Origin of the sequence: Jiangella ureilytica (assembly GCF_004348545.1) — a bacterium.
Lineage (GTDB): Bacteria > Actinomycetota > Actinomycetes > Jiangellales > Jiangellaceae > Jiangella > Jiangella ureilytica.
The window spans coordinates 45,222-67,550 of sequence record NZ_SMKL01000019.1 but is presented as its reverse complement, the minus strand read 5'-3'; the positions used below and the strand labels follow the sequence as shown (position 1 = coordinate 67,550).

The window sequence follows — 22,329 nt, the reverse complement described above, 5'->3', positions numbered from 1 at the left end:
ACAAGGGCGGCGGCACCAGCCGGCGCCGCCGTCAACCGCCGTCGCCCGCGGACCGTGACAGGTCCGCGAGCGGCGGCACTTCAGCGAGGAAGTCCCGCAACACCGCCCGGACCCGGTGCGGCGGCATGTCCGCGGGCACGAACATCGCCTGAGCCGCCAGCCCGTCGACGAAGACGTGCAGGTACTCCGCCCAGGCGGCGACGCGCGGGTCCAAGCCCTCGGCCGGCACCGGTTCGTTCGGGTAGCCCGAGAGCCGGTACACGATCTGCAGGTGGATGTCGCGCTGCTCGGCCCACATGCGGGCCGACTCCTCCAGCTGGTCGGTGCGTGACCACTCCCCGACCGCCAGCCACAGCTGATACTCCTCGCGCCGCTGCTCGTCCAGCGGGATCAGCTGCTCCAGGATGCCCGCCGCCAGCTCCGGCAGCGACAGGGCGGACTCGTGCTCCGCGACGAACTCGCGGATCCGCGCCCCCACGCGCTCGGTGACCATCCGCGCCGTGAACTCGCGCAGCTCGCGCTGGGTGGCGAAGTAGTGCCGCAGCGCGCCGGTGGACCAGCCGGCCTCGGCCGCCACCGTCCGCACGGAGGCCCCGGCGGCGCCGTCGCGCACCACCACCCGGAGCACCGCGTCGACGATCTCGCGGCGGCGCTGTTCGTGGTCGACGACCTTCGGCACGAGGTCTTTCTATCACGGCTGTGCTAAGTTATTTAATACAGTCGTACTGAAACATGGAAAGGACCCTCGTGAACGACCGCTGGGCGCCCTGGTGGGTGTACGTCATCGCCATCGCCGGCGCGAACCATGCGCGGCAGCTGGTCGTGCCGACCGGCGAGACCGCCGTCGACGTCGCAGCGTTCGCCGCCGTCGCCGTGGTGGTCGCCGTCGTCGTGACCGTGATCTTCCGCGCGACTCGCGCGCCCCGGAGCCGGTGACGTGGGCCCCGACGTCATCCTGCCGGCCGCCGGGCTGGCGCTGCTCGACACGCTGAGCCCGGCGACCATCGGCATCTCGATCTACCTGCTGCTCACCGCCGGGCCGCGTACGGGGCGGCTGCTGACCGGCTACCTCACGACCGTCGCGGCGTTCTACTTCGCGCTGGGCGTCGCCCTGATGGCCGGGCTCGGCGCCGTCACCGACTCCCTCGGCGACGCCATGGACAGCCGCACGGCCCACCTCGTGCAGCTCGGCATCGGCGCGGCGCTCTTCATCGGCTGCTGGTTCGTGCCGGGGAAGAAGAAGGAGAGGGAGGACGACGGCGGCAGCGGTGCGGCCGGGCGGACGCAGCGGCGGGCGGGACGGGCGCAGACCCTCCCGGCGATGGTCGGCCTCGGCCTCACCACCGGGCTGCTCGAGGCGGCGACGGCGCTGCCGTACCTGGCCGCGATCGGCCTGATGACCTCGGCGGACCTGAGTCCGGCCCAGTGGGGCCCGCTACTGGCCGGCTACACCGTCGTCATGGTGCTGCCGGGCGCGCTGTTGTACCTGGTCCGGCGGATCGCCGGCGAGCGGGTGCGGTCGCGGTTCGAGCGGTTCCGCGACTGGCTGCGGGCCAACTCCGGCGAGACGCTGGCCTGGATCATGGGCATCGCCGGCGTGCTGCTGGCCCGCGACGCGATCTCCACTCTGACCACCGAGTTCCAGCTCTTCGGCTGAGGCCGGCATTCGCTAGCATTCTAGCCATGCCCGACAAGGTCCAGTTCAACGTCTACCTGCCGCCCGACGTCGTCCGCGCGGTCAAGCACCGCAGCATCGACGAAGGGCTGAGCCTGTCGGCGTTCGTCGAGAAGGCGCTCACCGAGTACCTCGCCGCCACCCACGAGGAGGATCCCCGATGACGGAGCTCGCGCTCACCGTCCGCCCGGTCCGGTACACGCCGCGGGTCGAGCAGTGGGTCGACGTCGTCGAGGCCCTCGGCGGCGTGGCGGCCGGGGCGGGCGACGCGGCCAGGCCCGGCGGCGTCGAGCTCGCCCTGGGCGGCGGGCGGGTCGCCATCGTCCGCGCCGGCGAGCCCGCGGCCGAGCTCGGCTTCACCACGCCCGACCTGCCGGCGGTGGCCGAGCTGTGCGAGCGCAACGAGCTGGCGGCCGTGTCGGCCGGCGACCGGCTCGTGGTCACCGGCCCCGACGGCCTGCGCCTGCACGTCGACGAGCAGCCGCCGCGGGCGCCGGTCCCGGGCGCCGACCCGGCGCTGTCCGCGCTGCCGCTCTGGTACACCCCGGACGTCGCGGGTGCGGCGGGCGTGCTGAGCCGCCTCGGGCTGACCGTGCGGATCTCGGCGCACTCCGGCACGTGGGTCGACTTCGCCGTGCCGGGCGGCGGGCTGGTCGCGGCGCACGGCCCCGAGCCGACGGGGGTGCAGCTGTCGTTCGAGTACGACGGCGACGTGCGCGGCCTGGCCGACCGGCTGGTGCGCCGCGGGCTGGCCGCGGCCGTCGTCGACGAGAACTACGGGCTCACCGTCCGGCTGCCCGACCCCGACGGCGGACCCGACATCTACGTGAACGAGGCCCAGTCCGACCTGCACGGATTCCGCCGGACTGGCTCGTAGTCCCTCCCGGGCGGAATGTCGGGACGGCGGCGCGGGGTTGTCGCTGTGGTCAACCCCCGACCCGAACGAGGCACGCATGTCCCGACCGATTCGCATCGGTGTCCAGATCCAGCCGCAGCACGCCGACTACACGGAGATACGCCGCGCCGCCGCCGAGGCCGAGGACCTCGGTGTCGACATCGTCTTCAACTGGGACCACTTCTTCCCGCTCCGCGGCGAGCCCGACGGCAAGCACTTCGAGAGCTGGACCATGCTCGGCGCCTGGGCCGAGCAGACCTCCCGGGTCGAGATCGGCGCGCTGGTCAGCAGCGTCGGCTACCGCAACCCCGAGCTGCTGGCCGACATGGCCCGCACCGTCGACCACATCAGCGGCGGCCGGCTGATCCTCGGCATCGGCGGCGGCTGGTTCCGGCGCGACTACGACGAGTACGGCTACGAGTTCGGCACCGCGGGCAGCCGGCTGGACGACCTCGGCGAGGCACTGCCGCGCATCAGGAGCCGCTGGTCGAAGCTCAACCCCGCGCCCACACGCGACATCCCGATCCTCATCGGCGGTGGCGGCGAGAAGAAGACGCTGCGCCACGTCGCCGAGCACGGCACCATCTGGCACGCCTTCGGCGACGCCTCCGTGCTGCGGCACAAGTCCGAGGTGCTCGACGGCTGGTGCGCGACCGTCGGCCGCGACCCGGGAGAGATCGAGCGCTCGACGGCGGTCGGCGGCCGGCCCGGCGCGGCCGCCGAGACGCTGGCCGAGCTCGGCATCAGCCTGTTCACCATCAGCGCGACGGGCCCGCTGTACGACCTCGGCGCGATCGCCGAATGGGTCGCCTGGCGCGACCGCGCCAACGCCTGATCGCAGGCTGCCGCCGTCGTCGGCCGCCGGTCCGAGCGTGGGCCGTCAGCGGCCGATGATCAGGCTCATCGCCTCGGCGCGGGTGGTGGCGTCGCGCAGCTGGCCGCGGACGGCGCTGGTGACCGTCTTGGCGCCGGGCTTGCGCACGCCGCGCATCGTCATGCACAGGTGCTCGGCCTCGACGACGACGATGACGCCGGCCGGCTTGAGCAGCTCGACCAGGGAGTTCGCCACCTGCGACGTGAGCCGCTCCTGCACCTGCGGCCGCTTGGCGTAGACGTCGACCAGCCGGGCCAGCTTGGACAGCCCGGCGATGCGGCCCGTGGGGCCGGGGATGTAGCCGACGTGTGCGAAGCCGTAGAAGGGGACCAGGTGGTGCTCGCACATCGAGGCCAGCTCGATGTCCTTGACCAGCACCATCTCCTCGTGACCCAGCTCGAACGTCGTGGTGAGGACATCGGCCGGATCCTGGTGCAGGCCGCGGAAGATCTCCGCGTAGGCCCTGGCGACCCGGGCCGGGGTGTCGAGCAGGCCGTCGCGATCGGGATCCTCGCCGATGGCGACGAGGATCTCGCGGACGGCCGCCTCGACCCGGGCGTAGTCGAACCCACCGGGCGGCTCCGGCAGCTCCGGATCGACGGTCACCTGCGTCAGCCCTCGACCGGGCCCTCGGGATGCGGCATCGGGCTGATGACCGGCGTCGGGTCAGGGGCGACGGTGATGGCCGCCTGCTCCTCGGCATGGTGGCCGTTGGTCGACACCTTGATGGGGAAGGCCACCGGGCCGCGCTCGGACGGCTTGCGCGTGGCCGAGCCCGTCCACGCCGGCCGGCGCCCGCGCTTGCGGATGGGCGCGAAGATCTCGGCGACCTCTTCCTTGTTCAGCGTCTCGCGCTCGAGCAGCGCCAGGACGAGGTTGTCGAGCACCTCGCGGTTCTCGACCAGGATGTCGAAGGCCTCTTGGTGCGCGGTCTCGATGAGCTTGCGCACCTCTTCGTCGACCACGCCGGCGACGTTCTCGGAGTAGTCGCGCTCGTGCCCCATGTCGCGGCCGAGGAACGGCTCGGACCGGTCGGAGCCGAACTTGATGGCGCCGAGCCGCTCGGTCATGCCGTACTGCGTGACCATGCGGCGGGCCAGCGTGGTGGCCTTGTCGATGTCGTTGGCCGCCCCCGTGGTGGGGTCGTGGAAGACCATCTCTTCCGCGGCCCGGCCGCCCATCATGTAGGCGAGCTGGTCGAGCATCTCGTTGCGCGTGGTGGAGTACTTGTCCTCGTCGGGCAGCACCATGGTGTAGCCGAGGGCGCCGCCGCGGGGCAGGATCGTCACCTTGTGCACCGGGTCGGTGTGGTGCAGCGCCGCGGCCACCAGGGCGTGCCCGCCCTCGTGGTAGGCCGTGATGCGCTTCTCGGCGTCCTTCATCAGGCGCGAGCTCTTCTGCGGGCCGGCGACGACGCGGTCGATGGCCTCGTCGAGGGCCTGGGGCGAGATCATCTTCTCGTTCTTGCGCGCAGTGAGCAGCGCGGCCTCGTTCAGCACGTTGGCGAGGTCGGCACCGGTGAAGCCGGGCGTCCGCCGCGCGACGGCGCGCAGATCGGCGTCCTCGGTCAATGGCTTGCCGCGGGCGTGCACGCCCAGGATCTTCTCGCGGCCCTCGAGGTCGGGCGGCTCGACCGCGATCTGCCGGTCGAAGCGGCCCGGGCGCAGCAGCGCGGGGTCGAGGATGTCGGGGCGGTTGGTCGCCGCGATGAGGATGACGTTGGTCTTGACGTCGAAGCCGTCCATCTCGACCAGCAGCTGGTTGAGCGTCTGCTCGCGCTCGTCGTGACCGCCGCCCATGCCGGCGCCGCGGTGCCGGCCGACCGCATCGATCTCGTCGACGAAGACGATGGCCGGCGCGTTCTCCTTGGCCTCCTTGAACAGGTCGCGAACCCGGGAGGCGCCGACGCCGACGAACATCTCGACGAAGTCGGAACCGGAGATGGAGTAGAACGGCACGCCCGCCTCGCCGGCGACCGCGCGGGCCAGCAGCGTCTTGCCGGTACCGGGCGAGCCGTACAGCAGCACGCCCTTGGGGATCTTGGCGCCGACCGCCTGGAACTTGGCCGGCTCTTGCAGGAACTCCTTGATCTCCTGGAGCTCCTCGATGGCCTCGTTGGCGCCGGCGACGTCGGCGAACGTCGTCTTCGGCGCGTCCTTGCTGGCGAGCTTGGCGCGCGACTTGCCGAACTGCATGACCCGGCCGCCGCCGCCCTGCATCTGGGTCATGAAGAAGAAGATCAGACCACCGAGGATCAGGAACGGCAGCAGCGTGCCGAGGATCCCCCACAGGATGCTCGGCTGCGGGACCTCGACGTTGTAGCTCTCGAGCGAGCTGCCGTTCTGGCCGTACAGCGCCTGCAGCGACTCCTGCAGCTGCAGGCCCTGGCCCTCGACGTACTGCGACACGATCTTGGTGTCGTCGCCGTCGGCCAGGGTGAGCTCGATCTCCTGCGTCTCACCGCCGGTGATCTTCGCGGACGTGACGTTGCCGGCGTCGATCTCGGAGACGATGCGCGCGGTGTCGACCTCTTCCGCACTCCCGGCGCGGTCGAGCACGCTGCTCAGCACGACGGCGGCGAGCACGAAGACGAGCAACCAGATGAGTGGTCGCGTAAATCGCTTGGCGTTCATGATGCGAGACCTGGCGGCCTCGTACCTCCTGATGATCGGCTGCCTTCAGCACACGCCGCGAACGCCCGGCCTGTCCACCGAAGGTGTCGGATCGTCCGACGATACCTTGCGCGGGCCTGCGCGACCATTCCGGCAGGTCTGGTACACGATGAGAACGTCGCAGGTGAGCCGCCGTGTTCCCGGGGCGGCTTGACAACTCCGTCACATCGCATGCTCGTCAGCTGTACACGTGCGGCGCCAGAGTACCGACGACCCGCAGGTTGCGGTAGCGCTCGGCGTAGTCGAGGCCGTACCCGACCACGAACGCGTTGGGGATGTCGTAGCCGACGTAGCGCACCTCGACGGAGGTCTTCGCGGCCTCGGGCTTGCGCAGCAGCGTGCACACCTCGACCGACGCGGCCCCGCGCGAGCGCAGGTTCGAGACCAGCCACGACAGCGTCAGGCCGGTGTCGATGATGTCCTCGACCACTAGCACGTGCCGGTCGGTGATGTCGGTGTCGAGATCCTTCACGATGCGCACCACGCCGCTGGACCGGGTGCCGGAGCCGTACGACGAGATGGCCATCCAGTCCTGCTCGACGTGCCGCGACAGGTGCCGGCTGAGGTCGGCCATGACCATGATCGCACCCTTGAGCACGCCGACGAGCAGCAGATCCTTGCCCGCGTAGTCGCGCTCGATGTCGGCCGCCATCTCGGCCAGCCGGCCCTGGATCTCCTCCTCGCTCAGGAGGATCTTCTCGAGGTCGCCGTCGACATGTTCTGGATCCACGACGGCAGCCTTTCACACGTCGCGCCTACGGGTGCGGGGGAGGCGGTTCGCCCTGCCCGCCGGCCGCCGTCCCCGTGCGGGGGGTGAGGTGGAGGGCCCCTTCGGCGCGGGTGGCGCGGATCGCGCCGGGAAGGTCGATCCCGTCCTGGCCGCGCCAGGCCGTCACCAGGGTGTCGATGGCGGCGACGTGGGCGGCCGTGAGGTCGGTCGGCGGGCTGCCGGCTGCGATCGCCGCCCGCCGCAGGACACGCCACCGCACCGCCCGCGGCAGCGCCGCCAGGTCGGTGACCGCCAGCGGAACGCCTCCAGACTGTCGATCATGGAGAGGCCCGGGTTTCCGGCGGTCCGGAACACCGCTTTCTCCATGATCGACCCCGGATCGATCGCGCGCGTCGCTCGCGAAGAACGCGGTGGCCTGCGCATCGAGGGCGTCGGCGTCGGCGCGGGCGAGCTCGGCGGTGCGGGCCAGTGCCTCGGCCACTCCCGGGCCCAGCTCCGCCTCGAGCACGGGCAGCACCCGATGCCGGACCCGCGCCCGTGCGTACGCGAACTCCTCGTTGTGCGGGTCGTCCCAGGGCTCGAGGCCGGCGGGCAGTGCCGCCCGCACGACCGAGCGGCGCAACCCGAGCAGGGGCCGCAGGAACACCCCGGACCGGGCCGCCATGCCGGACAGCGACCGCGGACCCGACCCGCGGGCCAATCCCAGCAGGACGGTCTCGGCCTGGTCGTCGAGGGTGTGCCCGAGCAGGACCGCGGCCGCACCCGTCCGTTCGGCCGCCGCCGTCAGTGCCGCGTACCGGACCGCCCGCGCGTTGCCCTCCGGCCCGTCCGGCCCGCGCGAGGCGTCGGCATGCACAGTGACGACGGGGTCCAGCCCCAGCCCGCACAGCGCGGCCGCCGTCGAACGGGCCTGGTCCGCCGAGCCCGGCTGCAGCCCGTGGTCGACGCAGACCGCGCCGGCCCGCGACCCGCCACGGGCCGCCACCCACGCCGTCGCCGCGGCCAGGGAGAGCGAGTCGGCCCCGCCGGAGCAGGCGACGAGCACCGCCGACCCGTCGGGCAGGCCGGACAGGGCCGTGCGCACGGCCCGCCGGACGTCGAGGTGCGGGTGTCGCATCGGCCCGGGCGGCGGCGGGGCGTCAGGCGCCGTCGCGGCCGAGCGCCGGCGTGCCGTGGACGCGGCGCACCCAGGCGACCGGGTCGGCGATCTCGTCCTTGCTCGGCAGCGTCTCGGGGGAGTCCCAGATGCGGTTGAACCCGCTCATGCCGACGCGATCGACGACGGCGTTCACGAACGCGGCGCCGTCGCGGTACTGGCGCATCTTGGCGTCGAGGCCCAGGAGCCTGCGGAACGTGCGGTCGAGGCCGACCGAGGAGTAGCGGCGACGCTGGAACCGGCGGCGGATGGTGTCGACGGACGGGATGACCTCGGGGCCGACGCCGTCCATGACGACGTCGGCGTGGCCTTCGAGCAGCGACATGAACGCCGTCACGCGGTCGATGACGGCCTTCTGCGCTGGGGTCTGCACGAGGTCGAGTATGGAGCCGCCGCCGCCGTCGCCGCCGGAGCGCGCGCTCTCGGCCAGGGCGCGGACGGCGTCTCGGGCGCGCGTGACGAACGCGCCGGGGTCGACGTCGGTGGCCGCGACGAACGCCTCGATCTCGCCGGCCAGGTGGTCGCGCAGCCACGGCACCGCGGTGAACTGCACGCGGTGGGTCTCTTCGTGCAGCGTGACCCAGAGCCGGAAGTCGTGGGGGTCGACGCCCAGCTCGCGCTCGACGTGGACGATGTTGGGCGCGACCAGCAGCAGCCGGCCGTGGGCGCCGTCGTCGGGACCGCCGAACCGGCCGGACCAGAACGGGTCGAACTGGCCGAGCACCTTGCTGGCCAGGAACGCCAGCAGGGCGCCGGTCTGCAGCCCGGTGACCTTCGGGCCGACCCGCTGGAACGGGGTGCGCTCGCGGCCCTTCTGCAGCTTGCGCTCCAAAGGCGCGATGATGGTGCGCATGCTCTGGGCGTTGGCCCGGGCCCAGTTGCCGCGGTCGACCACGACCAGCGGCGCGGTGGCCCCCGACGCGTCGAGGCCGGTGAAGCCGTAGACGTGCGACTCCGCCTCGGCCGCCAGCCGGCGAAGCTCGGCCACGGCGTCGCGAGCCTCGGAGTCGGTGACGGCGGGCCCCGGCCCGGCGAGCCGTTGTGCGGTGGCGACCGCGAGGTCCCAGTCGACCATTTCGGGAGCGGTGTCAGCGGTCGTCATGCTCCCCACGCTACGTCAACGACCGCCGCCCTGCCTCAGGCACGACCTCAGGCACAGCCCGAGCACGATCTCACGCACAGCCGCAGGCGGCCAGCGCCGCGGCGACGTCGTCGAGGGCGGCCCGCGCCGACAGGGTGTTGCCGACGTCGTCGGCGAGCACGGCGAAGGCGTAGCCGACACCGTCGGCGGCCACGACCACCCCGGCCAGCGAGCTGACGCCGGTGAGCGTGCCGGTCTTGGCCCGGACCAGCCCGGCCGCGGCGGACTCGCCGAACCGGTCGGCGAGGGTGCCGGTGAACGCGGCGACCGGCAGCCCGGTGACGACGGCGCGCAGCTCCGGATGGTCCGGCCCCGCGGCCAGGGCGAGCGTCTGGGTGAGCAGCGTCGCCGGGACTGCGCTGCCGCGGGCCAGCCCGCTGCCGTCGAGCAGCGTCGCGCCCGACGCGTCGAGTCCCAGCTCGGTCAGCGCCTGGAGGACGGCCGGGCCGGCGTCGGCGGACGTGGCGGGCGCACCCGCGGCGATGGCCACGTGCCGCGCCAGCACCTCGGCGCCGTCGTTGTCGCTCGTGGTCAGGACGTCCTCGACGATGCTGGCCAGCGGGGCCGATGCGACGGACGCGAGCTCGGTTCCGTCGGCCGGCGCGGTCGCCGCCACGGGGTCGCCGTCGACGGTGATGCCCTGCGCGACCAGCAGGGCGGCGAACTCCTCGGCCGCGTCGAGGGGCGGGTCGGCCGGCCGGTCCAGGATGTCGACGGCGAGCGCGGTGGTCGGCGACACGACGGCGGGGACGTAGCCGGGGCTCCAGTCGGGGTCGACCGCCGGGCCGGTGAACAGCGACGCGTCGTAGGTCAGCGTCACGGAGCCGACCCCCGCGTCGGTCAGCGCCGCAGCCGTCGACGCGGCGAGCTCCGCCAGCCGGGTGCCGGGGCCTTCGTCGCCCGCCGTGAGCGTCGGGTCGCCGCCGCCGACGAGGGTGACGGCGGCGGGATCCGGCCCGCTGACGACGCGGGTGGTGAACGTGTGGTCGGGTCCGAGCGCCTGCAGCACGGCGGCGCCGGTGAGGATCTTCAGCGTGCTGGCCGGTGTGTGCGGGTCGGCGCCGGCGGACTCGTAGACCCCGGCACCCGTGGAGAGGTCGACGACGCTGACGCCGACCCGGCCGCCCAGCCCGGTCGCGCCGAGGGCGGGTGCCAGCACCTCGGCGACCGGGGGCTCACCCGCCGCGCCGGCGCTCGCGGGCGCGGCGAGCACGGTGGGCGCCGCGGACCAGCTCGGGGACGGCCCGGGCTCGGGTGTGACGAGCGTGAACCCGTGCGCGGCCTCGGCGTCGGCCCAGGGCAGCTCGCCCCGGCGCTCGAGCACGACGCCCGCAGCCGCGGCGAGGACGACCACGCAGCCGGCCGCCACGACCCCGGCCCGCCTCCACATCGTCGCCCTCCTCGTGAACCCGTTCACCTGTTTACGCAGCCGTCGTCACGGTACGGGAGACTGGACACGATCAACACATCGGGACGCTTTGGGGGAAGGACCTACAGGTGGAGTTCGACGTCACCATCGAGATTCCGGCCGGCAGCCGGAACAAGTACGAAATGGACCACGAGACCGGCCGCATCAAACTCGACCGGCGGCTGTTCACGTCGACTCGCTACCCCCACGACTACGGGTTCATCGACGACACCCTGGGCCTCGACGGCGATCCGCTCGACGCCCTGGTGCTCATCGAGGAGCCGACCTTCCCCGGCTGCCTCATCCGCTGCCGCGCCGTCGGCATGTTCCGGATGAAGGACGAGGCCGGCGGCGACGACAAGGTGCTGTGCGTGCCGGCCGAAGACCCGCGGAAGGTCGCGTTCCAGGACATCGGCGACGTGCCGGAGTTCGACCGCCTCGAGATCCAGCACTTCTTCGAGGTCTACAAGGACCTCGAGCCCGGCAAGTCGGTCGAGGGCGCCACCTGGGTCGACCGCGCCGCCGCCGAAGAGGAGATCGAGGCCTCCCGCCGGCGGCTCGTCGAGGCGGGCGGGCACTTCTGATCGGCTAGACGCGGCCGTAGAAGGACGGGTCGACCCAGTAGAAGACGCTCTGGACCTCGACGTCCTTGCCCGGCCTCGGCGCGTGGATCATCTGCCCGCCGCCGATGTACAGGCCCACGTGGTACACGCCGGAGGCCTGGCCGTTGTCGGACCAGAAGATCAGGTCGCCCGGGCGCAGACTCGAGTAGGACACCCGGTCCACCCGCTGCGCCTGGGCCACGCTCCAGTGCGGCAGGCTCACGCCGCCGGCCTGCCACGCCCGCATGGTGAGGCCGGAGCAGTCGAAGCTGCCCGGCCCGTCGGCGCCCCACTCGTACGGCTTGCCGAGCTGCGCGAACGCATAGTCCACCGCGGCCTGGGCGCCGTCGCCCGGCGGGTCGGGCTGCTCGGGCTCCTCCGGCTCGGGCGGCCGGGTCGGGGTCGGCGACGGTGACGGCTCGGGCTCCGTGGGCGGTTCCGGGTCCGGGGCCGGCGGGGCCGGCGGTTGCGCCGTCGGTTCCGGGTCGCTGGTGGGCTGCGCCGGTGCCGTCGGCTCGGTCGGGACGGTCGGGTCGTCCGGCGGGCCCAGGGACGGGGCGCCGGTGGGCGGCGTGGTGACCGGCGGCACCAGGTCGGCCTGTTCCTGCGCGGCCTGCTCGGCCTGCTCGGCCGCCAGGCCCTCCTGGCGCTGCCGCTCCAGCTCCACGGTGGTGCCGCGTGCGACCGCGAGCTGGGCGATCGCGGCGGTCCGCTGCTCCTCGACGGCGGCGACCGCCTGCTCCTGGCCGGCGACGGCCGCCTCGGCAGCGGCGCGCGCGGCGTCGGCCTGCTCGGCGGCGGCGGACCGCTCCGCCAGCGCGTCGGCCGCCAGCGCCGCGGCGTCGTCCGCCTCGTGCCGGGCGTCGCGGGCGCGCTGCGCGATGGTGGCCTGCGAGCGGGTGACGGCGCGCAGTGCGCCGAGCCCCTCGTACAGCGCCTGCCCGTCCTCGGCGCCGAGCACCATGCCGACGCCGGCGAGCTGGCCGCCCTGGCTGTAGGTGGCCGACGCCATGCGGCCCAGGTCGACCCGGGCCTGCTCCGCCTCGGCCGCGCGCTCGACGGCCGCTTCGCGTGCGGTCCGCTCCGCCTCGGTCGCCTGCTTGAGCTGCACCCGGGCGCCGTTGTAGGCCTCGATCGCCTTGGCCGCCTCGATGTAGAGCGCGTCGACCCGAGCGGAGAGCGTGGCCAGCCGCGCCTCGAGGGCGGCGACACCCCCGGCGGCGGCCCGCTCCGCGTCGCGGGCGTCCTGCACCTCGGACTCACTGGGATAGGTCGGGTCGGCGAACGCCGGCCCGACCACGCCGGCTGCCAGAGCTGCGGCGAACACGCCCGCCCACACACCTTTTCGCACTCTGGCAACCTCCCCCGTATCTGGCGTCCCACCCAGCACAGTAGTCAAGGAAGTCACATTCAGGAACAGGAATCACAGGAATTTCAGGAGCCACACGGCGTGTCGGCTTGACTAACCACACGCATGTAATTCCCGGGGCCGACCACGTTGATCTTGGAGTAACCGCGGGATCAATCCGGCATATCGCCCTGGAACTCCGCCGTTACTCCAAGATCAACTTCGGGGGATGGGGGTCAGGAGCCGGCGGCGGTCTCGTCCGTGCGCGGTGCCTGGACCCGGCGCAGCAGCGGCGAGAGCACCAGAACGCTGCGGGTCCGGGCCACGAACGGCTCGGCGGAGATCGCCGTCAGCACCCGCTCGAAGTGCTGCATGCTGCCGGCGAAGACGTGCAGCAGGGCGTCGGCATCGCCGGTGACCATGAACGCCTCGACGACCTCGGGGTAGGTCTGCACACGACGGGCGATGTCCTCGCTGGTCGTGCGCGGGTTGCAGAACAGCTCGACGTAGGCCTCGGTGCTCCAGCCGATCTCGGCCGGCTCGACCCGCACGGTGAACCCGGTGACGACGCCGTTGGCGCGCAGGCGGTCGACCCGCCGCTTCACCGCGGGCGCCGAGAGGCTGACCTTCGCCCCGACGGCGCCGTAGCTCGCCCGGCCCTCGGCCATGAGGACCCGGATGATCTGCTCGTCCAGCGCGTCGAGTGTCATGGCTGGATCGTCCCCGTTCCGCCTTGCCCGCGCAACGAATCGCCGTCTGTTCGAGAGCAGACGCAACGTTTCGCATCCATACGCGCAACAGAACGATCTCGATCGCCGTCGGACCCCCGCCTTACCTTTCTGCTGTGACCGTGAACGACGCCACGGAGCTGACCCGGCTCCCGCGCGGCCACCGCGTCGCGACGACCCGCGACTACGTGATGTGCCGCCCCGAGCACTTCGCCGTGCACTACTCGATCAACGTGTGGATGGACCCCGCCCGACCGGTCGACCGCGACCGCGCCCTGGCTCAGTGGGACGAGCTGCGCGCGACGTACGAGCGGCTCGGCCACCGCGTGCACCTGCTCGACCCGCGGCCCGGCCTGCCGGACATGGTGTTCGCGGCGAACGGCGCGTTCGTGGTCGGCGACCGCGCGCTCGGCGCCCGGTTCCGCGAGCTGGTCCGGGCCGGCGAGGCGCCCGCGCACCGGGCCTGGCTCGAGGGCGTCGGCATCGGCGTCACCGAGCCGGTCGCCGTCAACGAGGGCGAGGGCGACTTCGCCTGGGCCGGCGGACGGATCCTGGCCGGCGCCGGGTTCCGCTCCGACCCCGCCGCGCACGCCGAGCTGGCCGCCGTGTTCGGCGTCCCCGTCGTGCCGCTGGAGCTGGTCGACCCGCGCTTCTACCACCTCGACACCGCGCTGGCCGTGCTCGACCGGCACACGATCGCGTACTTCCCGCCGGCGTTCGCGCCGGCCAGCCAGGAGATCCTGCGCACACTGTTCCCCCAGGCGATCGTCGCCACCGAGGCCGACGCGCTCGTGCTCGGGCTGAACGCCGTCAGCGACGGCCGGCACGTGGTGCTCGCCGCGCAGGCGTCCGCGCTCGCCGACGCCGTCGCCCGGGCCGGGTTCGAACCGGTCCCCGTCGACGTGTCCGAGCTGTTGAAGTCCGGAGGCGGCGTCAAGTGCGCCACTCTGGAGCTGCACGCCCCATCGATCGCCGAGGAGCACCCGTGACGATGCAGACCACCCGCACCCAGGACGCGATCGCCCTCGTCGAGAGCAGCACCGCGCACAACTACCACCCGCTCCCCGTCGTCGTCACCGAGGCCGAGGGGGCGTGGGTCACCGACGTCGAGGGCCGCCGCTACCTCGACTTCCTGGCCGCGTACTCGGCGGTGAACTTCGGCCACCGGCACCCGGACATCGTCGCCGCCGTCAGGGAGCAGCTCGACCGCGTCACGCTGACCAGCCGCGCCTTCCACCACGACGTGCTCGGCCCGTTCGCGCGCGAGCTGGCCGACCTCGCCGGCAAGGACCTCGTGCTGCCGATGAACACCGGTGCCGAGGCCGTCGAGACCGGCCTCAAGGTCGCGCGCAAGTGGGGCTACGAGGTCAAGGGCGTCCCAGCGGACCAGGCGACCGTCGTCGTCGCCGAGGGCAACTTCCACGGCCGCACCATCAGCGTCGTCAGCTTCTCCACCGACCCGGTCGCGCGGACCCACTTCGGCCCGTTCACGCCCGGCTTCCGCGTGGTGCCGTACGGCGACGCCGCGGCCATGGCGGCGGCCATCGACGACACGACGGTGGCCGTCCTGGTGGAGCCGATCCAGGGCGAGGCGGGCGTCGTCGTGCCGCCCGCCGGGTACCTGGCGTCCGTGCGGCGGCTGTGCGACGAGCGGCGGGTGCTGTTCATCGCCGACGAGATCCAGTCCGGTCTCGGCCGCACCGGCACCACGTTCGCCTGCGAGCACGAGGGCGTCGTGCCGGACCTGTATCTGCTCGGCAAGGCCCTGGGCGGCGGTGTCGTCCCGGTGTCCGCCGTCGTCGGCGACCATGACGTCCTCGGCGTCATCCACCCCGGCGAGCACGGCAGCACGTTCGGCGGCAACCCGCTGGCCTGTGCCGCCGGGCGCGCCGTCGTCGCCATGCTGACGACCGGCAAGTGGCAGCGGCGGGCGGCCGAGCTGGGCGCGCACCTGCACTCCGGGCTGGCGGGCCTGATCGGGCGGGGTGTGGTCGAGGTCCGCGGTCGCGGGCTGTGGGCCGGCGTCGACATCAACCCGGAACTGATGAGCGGGCGCGAGGCGTGCGAGGCGCTGCTCGCCGAGGGCGTCCTCGTCAAGGACACGCACGGCTCGACCATCCGGTTCGCGCCGCCGCTCGTGGTCACGCGCGAGGAGATCGACCAGGCCGTCGACGCGCTGGAGCGGGTGCTGGCGGCGCGCACGACGTGACGGTGGACACATCCACCGTGCCGTCGTCTCGCGGACACCTGGCAGGCGTACGGTGACCCGGTGCCGAAGAAGCCGGACGACGAGGTCACCGTGTTCCGCGTCAACCCCGCCGTGTGGGCGCAGGCGCTGAAGGCCGCCGACGGCGACGCCAGACGCATCGAGATCCGCGGCGAGTTCGACGTCGTCGTCCACAACGAGCCGCTGCCACCCGGGGAGCGGGTCAACCGCCAGTCCTGACCGGTCTGGATCCACACCATGGGTAAGGTGACCGGCCGTGAGGCGCCCTCTACTGCTCGGAATCGCCGCCGGAATGGTCGTCATCATCGTGGCCGTGGTCGCGATCGTGCTGGTCACCAGGGACGACGGCGACAGCTCGGACATCGCGGGCGCGGGTGAGGTGCTCAGTGCCGAGCAGCGCGCCCTGCTCGACTCCGCCGTCCCCAGTCCCGACTGCCCGGACGAGCCGGTCGCCGCACCCGAGGACGACTCGCTCCTCGCCCTGGACGTGCTGAGGGTCGACGAGAACGACTGTCTCGTCTCGAGCACCGAGTACGTCGCGGCGGACGCGGTCGACGCCCGGCGCGACGAGCTGCTGTCGGAGGACGGTGTGGTCGCGGCGGGCGTGGTGCCCGACGTCTCGATCGACGAGGAGGACGACCGCCGCGACGATCAGTGGCCGCTCGACCGGCTCGGCGCGGACCCGGACGAGGACGAGCTGCCCTGGCCCGACGGCAACGGCGCTGTGCTGGCGGTCCTCGACACCGGGATCGACGAGACGCATCCGGATCTCGGCGACGCCGTCGTCGAGCGCCGGAGCTACCCGGGCGAGGGCGCCCACGACCCGAACGGCCACGGGACGCACGTGGCGGGCATCGCGGCCGCGCGCCGCGACAACGGCGGCATCGTCGGGGTGGCGCCGCGCGTGAGCGTCCTCGACGTGCCCGTGCGGCTGCGCCAGGCCAACGAGAACGGGCAGTCCTGGCCCGTCGGGCTGACCTGGGCGGTCAACCACGGCGCCGACGCCGCGAACATGTCGTTCGGCGGCGCGATGCTCGACGTCACCGTCCCCGAGGAGCTCGAGGAGTTGCAGGTCCAGGTGGCCGCGGTCTATTTCGCGGTGCGCAACGACGTGGTCCTGGTGTCCTCGGGCGGCAACTGCGGACCCTCGCAGGACTGCGACGAGGAGAACCAGCGCCAGACCCCGGCCGGCATCGAGGGGGTCATCGCCGTCGGCGCCGTCCAGGAGGACTTCGACCTGGCCGGGTACTCCACCCGCAACGAGGACATCGACATCGTCGCGCCCGGCGGTGGTGACATGCGCAACGCCGTCCTCTCGACCCATCTCGACCACGACTACGAGGAGATCCAGGGCACGTCGCAGGCCGCGCCGCACGTCGCCGCCGCGGCCGCGCTGATCCGGGCGGCCGCGCCGGAGGCGACCGGCGACGAGGTCGGGCAGGCGCTGCTGGACACCGCCGACCTCGGCCCGCTCGACGAGGGCGACCGCGAGGGCCCCGGTGTCGGACGCGGCTTCCTCGACATCGGCGGCGCGCTGGAGCAGGTGCTCGGCGGCGAGCCGCCCGCGACCCCGTCTCCGGACCCGTCCGAAGCCACCCAGGCGGTGTTCGTCCAGGACGACGAGGTGTTCGCGTTCGACGGCAGCAGCGTGCAGCGGGTCCGGGAGCTCGACCCGGGCACGCGGATGCGCTGGGTCGACTGGTCGTCCGACCACTCCCGGCTGGTCGGCTCCGACGACGGCGAGCTGTTCTCCTGGTCCGCGCGGTCGGCGCCGGTCGAGGTCCCGTGCGGCTGGTGCTCGGAGAGCACGCCCGCCTACGTCGAGGACGTACCCGTCGGCGGCGAGCCGGTCGAGGGCGGCCCGGAGCGGCCCGAGGAGAACGGCGACTTCGTCGTCGGCATGGACTACTCCGGGACTTTGACCTGGTACGACGCGGCGACACTGGACGAGGTGGGCACGACGATGCCGACGTTCCCGCCGAACTCGGTCGGCTCGAAGACCCTGCTCGGGACCGTCGGCGGGCAGCTGCTCGTGCACGAGTCCGGCGGCGCCCAGGCGCTGGAGCGGGTCTGGCTGCTCGATCCCGCGTCGGGTGCCGCGGACAGCTCCTACGAGATCGGGGGCATCGCCCAGGTGCCCATCGCCGTCGCCGCCGACGGCGCGCAGGTGGCCGTCGTCACCGGCTACGGCGCGTGCGGCGCCGAGGTCTCGGTGCTCGACGGCGCCGATCTGACGGAGGTCGCCTCGGCCGGCCTGCCGGAGGAGCTGATCTACGACGAGGTGTTCTTCAACGGCGACGTCCTCTACGCGACCATGGAGGTCGCGGCGAGCGACTGCTCGGCCCTGCAGCCGGGCGGGCTGTGGCGCCTGGACGGCGGCCAGTGGGTGGAGGTCGACGAGCTGCCCGTCGGCGCCCGGCCGCTCGATGGCCTCGCGGGGGGCGTCTCGGAGAGCTGGCTGGTCGCCCGCTCCGACGGCGGCGTGTTCGACCCGCCGCTGGGTGGCGCTCCGACGCCGGGCGAGCTGGGCACCATCACGGACGGTCCTTGGGCGACGCCGACACGCACCGAGGTTCCGTGGCCGTGAGCGTCACAGCGTGCCGGTACCGGGCACCTTCGGGGGTGTGAGCGGGTCGGGCGGGGTGCGGCGGGCCATCGAGACGCTGCTGCGCGCCCACGCCGACGTCTCGCGGTCGCTCGGTGGCGCGTCTTCGGCCGCAGCCGTTCGCGTCACCCGGGTCGCCGAGGTGGCGCGCGAGGCCCGCCATCCGGTCACGCGTGCCGTGGCTGACGACGTCGAGGCGGCCGCACCCGCCGTCGAGCGGGCGATGGCGGAGCTGACGGCCGAGACCGGGCGGGTGCTCGCCACCGAGGTGCACGCCCTCCTCGACCTGCTCGCCGTCTCGCACCACGGGCAGGAGTCGCTGCCGCCGTTGGATCTCGGTCGGCTGGGCGGTCCGGGCTCGCTCTCGGCCGAGGCGTTTCCCTCCGGCTTCGCCCGCTCCTACGTGGCGACGGTGCTCGGCGACCTGTCCCGCGGCGCGGCGACCTCCAAGGCCGAGGCGGCCGCCCACCCCGCTGCCGACCAGGCGTCGATCGACGCCGCTCGGGAGCGGATCATCGCTGTGGTCGCGCCCGAGCACCGGGCCCGGGTGCGGGCCTGGCTCGAGCACCCCGACTGTCACGCGGTCGAGATCCACGGCCCCCAGGTCGGCGACCGGGAGCTGGAGCTCCGCGCCGGCTGGACCCGCCCGCCCGACCACGGCACCGAAGGCGCCGACACGTGGCAGGTCCGCAAAGACGACCACAAGGTCGTCTCCAAACATCGCGCCGGCCCTGATGCCAGCGCCTTCACGAGCGCCGAGGCGTTCGCTCGGCCACTCGAGGCCTTCCTCGGCGTCGCTGCCCGGCATCCGCATGGCGTCGACGGATTTCTGGACGAGTGCGCCGACCTGGGGTGGGCGGCGTTCTTCATCAAGGCCGACCAGGGCGGTTTGCAGCCCGGTGACACGACGGCCCGGCGCGGCGCAGGCACCGGAACACCGCCTGCGGCCACCGACTGGATCCGGATGCGCAACGACGCGATGAAGAAGGACGGCGAGTGCCCGCCGCCGGTGCGTACCATCTCCTACGACCCCATCGCCGAGCACCCCGACTCCGGCGTCCGGCTTGTGTTCCGGCACGGCGACGACGGCTGGGTCATGGTGACCTACTACCCGAGCGACAGCCCAGCCCCGGACAACCAGCCCCTCGAGGAACTCACGTGATCCCACGCAGCAAGAACTTCCGCGGCCTGCTCGGCGGCTGGTTCAGCGTCGAGACCCACATCCCGGGGTACATCGAGGCGTGCGAGCGGGTGCCCGCCTGGCTGGCCGAAGGCAAGCAGGAGATCATCGATTTCCGCGACGAGCTGGCAGTGCACATCCGTGATTCCTCGTACCCGGCGCTGCCCAGCATGACCCAGTGGGGCACCGACGAGTGGCTGCGCGATCTCTGGTTCGACGCGTTCGGACCTGACACACCGCCGGGTGACCCGTACCCGGTCCCGGCCGCGGACTGGGGGACGACGCGGCTGACGCCCTACATGCTCCACGCGGTCGACGAGGACGACGAAGGCAGCAGCGAAGGCGCCGCAGCCTGGCTCGCTCAGCGCGACCTCACCGCCCAGGGCGTCTACGGCGCGTTCTCCCACGAGATGATCCGCCGACCGGAGCCGGCTGACTATGCCGACCACCTGCGCCGCGCGACTGAGGCCGGTCTGCGCGAGGATGGTTGAGGCATTCGTGTCGCCAGAGCGACACGAATCCCTCAACCATCAACCGACGGCGGCACGGTAGCGGGCGGCGATCAGCTCGGCCACCAACGGGTGCACGCCGATCGGCGGCGCGACGACGTCGGCGCCGACGGAGTCGAGGCGCTGCTGGAACAGTCCTGGCGCCAGCAGGTACGACGCCACCGCGACCGTCGCGTGGCCGGCCGACCGCAGCGACGCCACCGCGTCGGGGACCGAGGGCGACGCCGTCGTGACGTAGGCGGGAACGACCGGCAGGCCGCCCAGCGACGACGACAGCCGCGACGCCGCCACCGAGACCTCCGCCAGCGCGTCCTGATCGGACGAGCCCGCCGCGGCCAGCACCACCGCGGACGGCAGCGATCCCGCGGCAGCGCGCAGCCGCGACTCGACCGCGGCCACGACCGCCGGATCGGGGCCGAGCGCGGGCGTCACGACCGCCCGCCCGCCGTCCGACGCCACCGCGGCCGGCACGTCCACCCGCACGTGGTACCCGGACGCCAGGAACATCGGCACCACGACCGGCCGGACCCCGGCAGGCACGTCCGAAAGAACGGACGACAAGGTCGGCGCGATCACGTCCACGTACGCCACCCGGACGTCGACCCCGGGCAGCAACTCCCGCACCGAGTCCAGCAGATCAGCCAACACGACAGGGCCCTCGGGCGCACGCGTCCCGTGCGCCACCGCCACCAGTACCTCGTCCGTCACGACACCAGCATGGACCGTAGCGCCACCACGTCGCCCACCACCACGACGGCGGGCGGGTCGATCCCCTCGGCGGCGCAGCCCACCGTGTCGAGCGTCGCCACGACCACCCGCGCCCCGCTGTCGACGACGACGGCGACCGGTGTGCTCCGCCGCCGGCCGCCGCGCACGAGGCGAGCAGCGATGGCGGACAGGTGCGTCACGCCCATCAGCACCACGATCGTCCCGGAGCCGGCGGCGAGCCGGTCCCAGTCCACCGTCGACTCCGCGGAGTCCGGGTGGGCATGGCCGCTGACGATCGTCACCTCCTGGGTCACGCCGCGCTGGGTCACCGGGATGCCGGCCATCGCCGGGACGGCGACCGCGCTGGTCACGCCGGGCACCACCTCGAACGGCACACCGGCCGCCGCGCAGGCGAGCGCCTCCTCGCCGCCACGGCCGAAGACGTACGGGTCGCCGCCCTTGAGCCGGACGACACGCAGGCCGCGGCGGGCGCGGTCGACCATCAGCGCCTCGATCTCGCGCTGGCTGCGACGGTGCCGGTGCGGTGCCTTGCCGACGTCGACGATCTCGACGTCGGGGCGCAGGGCGTCCAGCAGCGACCGCGGCGCCAGCCGGTCCACCAGCACGACGTCGGCCTGCTTCAAAAGGTCGAACCCGCGCAACGTCAGCAGCCCGGGGTCGCCCGGCCCGCCGCCCACGATCGCGACATGACCCGTCATGGCGGCCCCCCGTACTTCACCGATCCGGCGGCCTCGGGCTCGTACGCGAGCCGGTAGCCGCGCTTCACCACCGTCTGCACGACCCGCGCCCCGACCGCGCCGCGCAGACGCGTCACCGCCATCTCGACCGCGTGCTCGTCGGTGCTGGTCCCGGGCAGGACAGTGAGCAGGTCGGCCCGCGACACGACGACGCCCGGCCGGCGGGCCAGCTCGGACAGCACCGCCATGGGCCCCGGCGGCAGCTCGCGCGCGACCCCGTCGACGACGACGGCGTGCCCGCGCAGCTGGACGGCGTGCCCGGCCACCCGCAGCGTGCGGCACCGGGCCGGCAGCGACGCGACGATCTCGCGGACCAGCGCGCCCAGCCGCGACCGCGCCGGTTGCGCCGTCGCGATGCCCAGGCGCTCCAGCCGCGCGCCGGTCACCGGCCCGACGCAGGCGGGCAGCACCGACGACCCCAGCGCGTCCAGAACCGGGGCCGACAACCCCATCGCATCCGCCAGCGACAGCAGACTGGCCACCGCCGGCGCGCTGGTGAACACGACGCAGTCGACCTGCCGCGCCGCCACGGCCTCGACCAGCCGGCCCAGCGGCGCGACGTCGTCGGGCGGCACCCAGCGGTACACCGGCACGGCCACCACCGACGCCCCGGCCGCCTCCAACGCGTCGGTGAAGTCCGGCAGCGGCTCCCCGTGCAACTGGACGGCGATGCGGCGCCCGACGAGGTCCTGCGCCAGCAGGTGCTCCAGCACCTCGGCCGACGACTCCGACGGCGGCGACCAGTCGTCGGTGAGCCCGGCGGCCCGAATCGCCCCGCGCGCCTTCGGGCCGCGGGCCAGCAGCGTCGCCGAGCCCAGCCGCTCCAGCAGCCGCTCGCCCAGTCCCCAGCCGTCGGCGGCCTCCATCCAGCCGCGGAACCCGATGCCGGTGGTCGCGACGGCGATGTCCACCGGCTCCTCGATGCACAGCCGCGTGGCCGCCAGCAGCTCGGCGTCGTCGTCCAGCGGCACGATCCGGATCGCCGGCGCCTGCACCACCCGTGCCCCGCGCCGCTCCAGCAGCGCGCCCAGCTCCTCCCGGCGGCGCGCCGCGGTCACCGCCACGGTGAAGCCCTCCAGCGGCAGCATCGCGGTGTCCACGCCCGCCGCGGCC

The 22,329-nt window shown here is 73.3% G+C and carries 24 protein-coding genes; 12 read left to right on the top strand and 12 right to left on the bottom strand.

Annotated features, from left to right (window positions below):
- Window positions 1–31 precede the first annotated feature (31 nt).
- Window positions 32–679 carry a TetR/AcrR family transcriptional regulator gene (locus tag E1212_RS10845; protein WP_131982191.1) on the bottom strand — a complete coding sequence of 216 codons (648 nt, stop codon included), beginning with the start codon at window positions 677–679 and terminating at the stop codon, window positions 32–34.
- A 68-nt stretch (window positions 680–747) separates the two neighbouring features.
- On the opposite strand from E1212_RS10845, the gene E1212_RS10840 reads away from it, so the two are divergent.
- From E1212_RS10840 to E1212_RS10820, 5 genes are all read left to right on the top strand, one after another.
- Window positions 748–936 carry a hypothetical protein gene (locus E1212_RS10840; RefSeq protein ID WP_203416737.1) on the top strand — a complete coding sequence of 63 codons (189 nt, stop codon included), beginning with the start codon at window positions 748–750 and terminating at the stop codon, window positions 934–936.
- A gap of 1 nt (window position 937) precedes the next feature.
- Window positions 938–1,657, top strand: coding sequence for a GAP family protein (locus E1212_RS10835; RefSeq protein WP_131982187.1), 720 nt, complete (start codon window positions 938–940; stop codon window positions 1,655–1,657).
- 26 nt (window positions 1,658–1,683) lie between these two features.
- The gene (locus tag E1212_RS10830; protein WP_131982185.1) at window positions 1,684–1,839 is read left to right on the top strand and encodes a ribbon-helix-helix domain-containing protein; all 156 of its coding nucleotides are present in this window, start codon (window positions 1,684–1,686) and stop codon (window positions 1,837–1,839) included.
- Window positions 1,836–2,552, top strand: a complete 717-nt coding sequence (locus tag E1212_RS10825) for a hypothetical protein (RefSeq protein WP_131982183.1) — start codon at window positions 1,836–1,838, stop codon at window positions 2,550–2,552. Before E1212_RS10830 ends, E1212_RS10825 begins: the two co-directional genes overlap by 4 nt.
- Window positions 2,553–2,628: 76 nt before the next feature.
- Window positions 2,629–3,405, top strand: coding sequence for an LLM class F420-dependent oxidoreductase (locus E1212_RS10820; RefSeq protein ID WP_131982181.1), 777 nt, complete (start codon window positions 2,629–2,631; stop codon window positions 3,403–3,405).
- Window positions 3,406–3,450: 45 nt separating this feature from the next.
- On the opposite strand, the gene folE is transcribed toward E1212_RS10820, so the two are convergent.
- From folE to dacB, 6 genes are all read right to left on the bottom strand, one after another.
- The gene (folE, locus tag E1212_RS10815) at window positions 3,451–4,059 is read right to left on the bottom strand and encodes a GTP cyclohydrolase I FolE (RefSeq protein WP_131982179.1); all 609 of its coding nucleotides are present in this window, start codon (window positions 4,057–4,059) and stop codon (window positions 3,451–3,453) included.
- Window positions 4,056–6,077, bottom strand: a complete 2,022-nt coding sequence (gene ftsH, locus E1212_RS10810) for an ATP-dependent zinc metalloprotease FtsH (protein WP_131982177.1) — start codon at window positions 6,075–6,077, stop codon at window positions 4,056–4,058. The genes folE and ftsH overlap by 4 nt, the downstream gene beginning before the upstream one ends.
- 217 nt (window positions 6,078–6,294) lie before the next feature.
- Window positions 6,295–6,846: a hypoxanthine phosphoribosyltransferase gene (gene hpt, locus E1212_RS10805; RefSeq protein ID WP_131982175.1), complete on the bottom strand. Its 552-nt coding sequence runs from the start codon at window positions 6,844–6,846 to the stop codon at window positions 6,295–6,297.
- A 25-nt stretch (window positions 6,847–6,871) separates the two neighbouring features.
- Window positions 6,872–7,963 (bottom strand): tRNA lysidine(34) synthetase TilS, encoded by a 1,092-nt coding sequence (gene tilS / locus E1212_RS10800; protein WP_131982173.1) that lies wholly within the window; start codon window positions 7,961–7,963, stop codon window positions 6,872–6,874.
- Window positions 7,964–7,985: 22 nt separating this feature from the next.
- Window positions 7,986–9,077: a zinc-dependent metalloprotease gene (locus tag E1212_RS10795; RefSeq protein WP_131982238.1), complete on the bottom strand. Its 1,092-nt coding sequence runs from the start codon at window positions 9,075–9,077 to the stop codon at window positions 7,986–7,988.
- Window positions 9,078–9,174: 97 nt separating this feature from the next.
- Window positions 9,175–10,533 (bottom strand): D-alanyl-D-alanine carboxypeptidase/D-alanyl-D-alanine endopeptidase, encoded by a 1,359-nt coding sequence (gene dacB, locus E1212_RS10790; RefSeq protein ID WP_131982171.1) that lies wholly within the window; start codon window positions 10,531–10,533, stop codon window positions 9,175–9,177.
- Between the two features lie 107 nt (window positions 10,534–10,640).
- Here dacB and E1212_RS10785 point away from each other — a divergent pair, with 107 nt between their 5' ends.
- Window positions 10,641–11,135 carry an inorganic diphosphatase gene (locus E1212_RS10785; RefSeq protein ID WP_131982169.1) on the top strand — a complete coding sequence of 165 codons (495 nt, stop codon included), beginning with the start codon at window positions 10,641–10,643 and terminating at the stop codon, window positions 11,133–11,135.
- A 4-nt stretch (window positions 11,136–11,139) separates the two neighbouring features.
- Here E1212_RS10785 and E1212_RS10780 read toward each other — a convergent pair whose 3' ends face one another.
- Window positions 11,140–12,480 (bottom strand): C40 family peptidase, encoded by a 1,341-nt coding sequence (locus E1212_RS10780; RefSeq protein WP_131982167.1) that lies wholly within the window; start codon window positions 12,478–12,480, stop codon window positions 11,140–11,142.
- 257 nt (window positions 12,481–12,737) lie between these two features.
- Window positions 12,738–13,211 carry an Lrp/AsnC family transcriptional regulator gene (locus E1212_RS10775; protein WP_131982165.1) on the bottom strand — a complete coding sequence of 158 codons (474 nt, stop codon included), beginning with the start codon at window positions 13,209–13,211 and terminating at the stop codon, window positions 12,738–12,740.
- Between the two features lie 209 nt (window positions 13,212–13,420).
- Between E1212_RS10775 and ddaH the strand changes: the two genes are divergently transcribed.
- Genes ddaH through E1212_RS10750 form a run of 6 tightly spaced genes read left to right on the top strand, consistent with a single transcriptional unit; the run spans window position 13,421 to window position 19,732 of the window.
- Entirely contained in the window at window positions 13,421–14,218 is a 798-nt protein-coding gene (gene ddaH / locus E1212_RS10770; protein ID WP_131982236.1) for a dimethylargininase, read from the top strand.
- 2 nt (window positions 14,219–14,220) lie between these two features.
- Window positions 14,221–15,438, top strand: coding sequence for an ornithine--oxo-acid transaminase (gene rocD / locus E1212_RS10765; protein WP_131982234.1), 1,218 nt, complete (start codon window positions 14,221–14,223; stop codon window positions 15,436–15,438).
- A gap of 60 nt (window positions 15,439–15,498) precedes the next feature.
- Complete coding sequence (locus E1212_RS29385; RefSeq protein ID WP_162605418.1) at window positions 15,499–15,675, top strand: hypothetical protein; 177 nt, start codon at window positions 15,499–15,501, stop codon at window positions 15,673–15,675.
- 37 nt (window positions 15,676–15,712) lie between these two features.
- Window positions 15,713–18,043: a S8 family serine peptidase gene (locus E1212_RS10760; protein ID WP_131982163.1), complete on the top strand. Its 2,331-nt coding sequence runs from the start codon at window positions 15,713–15,715 to the stop codon at window positions 18,041–18,043.
- 37 nt (window positions 18,044–18,080) lie between these two features.
- Window positions 18,081–19,223, top strand: a complete 1,143-nt coding sequence (locus E1212_RS10755; RefSeq protein ID WP_131982161.1) for a hypothetical protein — start codon at window positions 18,081–18,083, stop codon at window positions 19,221–19,223.
- Entirely contained in the window at window positions 19,220–19,732 is a 513-nt protein-coding gene (locus tag E1212_RS10750) for a hypothetical protein (protein ID WP_131982159.1), read from the top strand. Before E1212_RS10755 ends, E1212_RS10750 begins: the two co-directional genes overlap by 4 nt.
- A gap of 39 nt (window positions 19,733–19,771) precedes the next feature.
- On the opposite strand, the gene E1212_RS10745 is transcribed toward E1212_RS10750, so the two are convergent.
- Genes E1212_RS10745 through E1212_RS10735 form a run of 3 tightly spaced genes read right to left on the bottom strand, consistent with a single transcriptional unit; the run spans window position 19,772 to window position 22,304 of the window.
- Window positions 19,772–20,458 (bottom strand): sirohydrochlorin chelatase, encoded by a 687-nt coding sequence (locus tag E1212_RS10745; protein WP_131982157.1) that lies wholly within the window; start codon window positions 20,456–20,458, stop codon window positions 19,772–19,774.
- On the bottom strand, window positions 20,455–21,177 hold the full coding sequence (gene cobA / locus E1212_RS10740; RefSeq protein WP_131982155.1) for a uroporphyrinogen-III C-methyltransferase: 723 nt from the start codon (window positions 21,175–21,177) through the stop codon (window positions 20,455–20,457). The genes E1212_RS10745 and cobA overlap by 4 nt, the downstream gene beginning before the upstream one ends.
- The gene (locus E1212_RS10735) at window positions 21,174–22,304 is read right to left on the bottom strand and encodes a uroporphyrinogen-III synthase (protein WP_131982232.1); all 1,131 of its coding nucleotides are present in this window, start codon (window positions 22,302–22,304) and stop codon (window positions 21,174–21,176) included. Before E1212_RS10735 ends, cobA begins: the two co-directional genes overlap by 4 nt.
- Window positions 22,305–22,329 lie beyond the last annotated feature (25 nt).